Below are 2,124 nucleotides of genomic sequence, written 5' to 3' on the forward strand. Positions count from 1 at the left end.
ATTCTTCTGTGTAAGTTCTTCTTTTTCCCATTTCGGGCACCTCCTGATTATATTATATATCTTAACTCGGTGTCCTACAAATTGGGGGAGGGTCATATTATATTAGGAAACCGGAAGATGCTGTAGAGATATTTATTGATGTATTGAAAATTGATGGAGAGGAAGAAGCAGTTGGAATGATAGCTTTAGATAGAGATGACAGATTAATTGGTGTAGTAGAACTAATGAGGGGAGGTGATGCTTTACAAAATATTGGTACTGATGATTTATTTTATAAGGCTTTAAGATTAGAGGCTTATTATATTATATTAGGTTATAATAAAGCTGATGGATTGAAAGTAAGCAGTGATGATTATGAATTCAATGAATTTCTGGTAGAGGAAGCTAAGAAATTTAGAATTAAAATCAAAGATAATTTGATAATCTCAGGTAGAGATTATATCAGTATTAACTGATCTTATATTTAAGAAGTTGTCATTAAGTTGATAGCTTCTTTTTTTGCTAGTTAATAGAGTTGCTAGTTTTAACTTAAAATTATTCAGAAACCTGCCTATATACCCTTCTTACCCTCCTTTATACCCGGCCAGATATGCTACCGATCATAAATATGATACCTATCTTACTTCAACAACAGTAATAGCAGCTAATAAAGGAGGAATAACGCATGAATAATTATTTAGATTATTTACCTGAAATCCTGGATGAATATGAAGAAGAGTCACTTTTAGAACAGCCCAATAAAAGATGTATTACCGGTTTGAGGAATTACACTTTGATGAAATTGATTTTAACAGCCGGTTTAAGGCCGAAAGAAGTTTTAAATCTTAAGTGGGAAAATATTGATCTGATTGATTACAGTATAATGATAAGAGCAGATAATTTAACTCAAAATAGAAAGGTGTATATAACATTAGGTGCTGTTGATGCTTTAAGAGAATGGAAGTATAGGCAGCATAAAGAAATAGGAAACTGCAGCTTTGTTTTTACTACTTTAGAGGGGAATGTAATTAAGGCCAGGTATATGAGAAGTATGATTTCTAGATATGCTGATAAAGCTTTTATTTGTAAAGACGTTTCTCCCTATACTTTAAGGCACACCTATGGAGCTAAGTTGTATACTAACAATGAGGATTTAAGAAAAGTTAGAAGGAATTTAGGTCTATCTGATTCTAATCATCTTAAAATTTATTCTATACTTGCGGATCAGGATGTTGGATTTCTATATTAAATTTAAATTTTCCTGTATTTTCTTGCCATTAGAGTAATATAACGATATAATATGTTTAATAGTTATTAAACATTTGAACCTTTAAAAGTAAATAGTAGCAATAAATGTATTAAATTATTAATAATTATTCCTATCGCTGTCCTCTGAAAGGGTCAAAAACCCCCTAGGGTAGCGCAAATAGAGAATAACAGAGTATATGTGAGTATTCGATAGAATATGAGAGATAATTAAACTCTCATATATTTCCAATTTTGTCGAATCGGCTTGAAAAATTTGTCGAAAACAGAGGTTAGCGCAAATTGCAATTTCAGCCCTGTCATAACAAGCTTTGCAAGGGGTACTGTCAGAATAAACAGTCCATTACAACAAGGATTGCGACTCTACGAAATAACTTAACACCTCCTTCGAAAAATTAGTCAGAATAAACAGTCCATTACAACAAGGATTGCGACGCAATTTTTTGATACAAGTCAAGGCTATCCAGTACAAACGTCAGAATAAACAGTCCATTACAACAAGGATTGCGACTCAGCTTCAAATGCTTCCTCATAGTTTGCTCTAAGTCAGAATAAACAGTCCATTACAACAAGGATTGCGACAAATATTCAGGGTTATCAATATTCTCTTTAGTAACATGTCAGAATAAACAGTCCACTACAACAAGGATTGCGACATTTTATTAAGAACTTTGAACCCTTTCTTTTCATGGGATGTCAGAATAAACAGTCCACTACAACAAGGATTGCGACTTAGCAAGAGAAGAAAGTTCAAGATTTTCCTTATAGGTCAGAATAAACAGTCTGACCCTCCCCCAATTTGTAGGACACCGAGTTAAGATATATAATATAATCAGGAGGTGCCCGAAATGGGAAAAAGAAGAACTTACACAGAAGAAT

2 protein-coding genes and 1 CRISPR repeat array are annotated in these 2,124 nt (G+C 32.9%); both genes read left to right on the forward strand.

Going from position 1 to position 2,124, the window contains the following annotated elements; translation table 11 throughout:
• Positions 1–101: 101 nt before the first annotated feature.
• Positions 102–455 carry a JAB domain-containing protein gene (locus C8C76_RS14905; protein ID WP_258222607.1) on the forward strand — a complete coding sequence of 118 codons (354 nt, stop codon included), beginning with the start codon at positions 102–104 and terminating at the stop codon, positions 453–455.
• A 209-nt stretch (positions 456–664) separates the two neighbouring features.
• A complete protein-coding gene (locus tag C8C76_RS14910; protein ID WP_108143032.1) occupies positions 665–1,228 on the forward strand; it encodes a tyrosine-type recombinase/integrase in 564 nt (187 codons plus the stop codon).
• Between the two features lie 342 nt (positions 1,229–1,570).
• Positions 1,571–1,977: a CRISPR direct-repeat array (repeat unit 37 nt; unit sequence GTCAGAATAAACAGTCCATTACAACAAGGATTGCGAC).
• The last annotated feature ends 147 nt before the right edge of the window (positions 1,978–2,124 follow it).

The sequence above is a fragment of the Halanaerobium saccharolyticum genome, assembly GCF_003053565.1.
Lineage (GTDB): Bacteria > Bacillota > Halanaerobiia > Halanaerobiales > Halanaerobiaceae > Halanaerobium > Halanaerobium saccharolyticum_B.

Excerpts from the sequence above, each read along its gene's own strand:
- C8C76_RS14910 (WP_108143032.1), top strand. The coding sequence starts at position 665 with ATGAATAATTATTTAGATTATTTACCTGAAATCCTGGATGAATATGAA.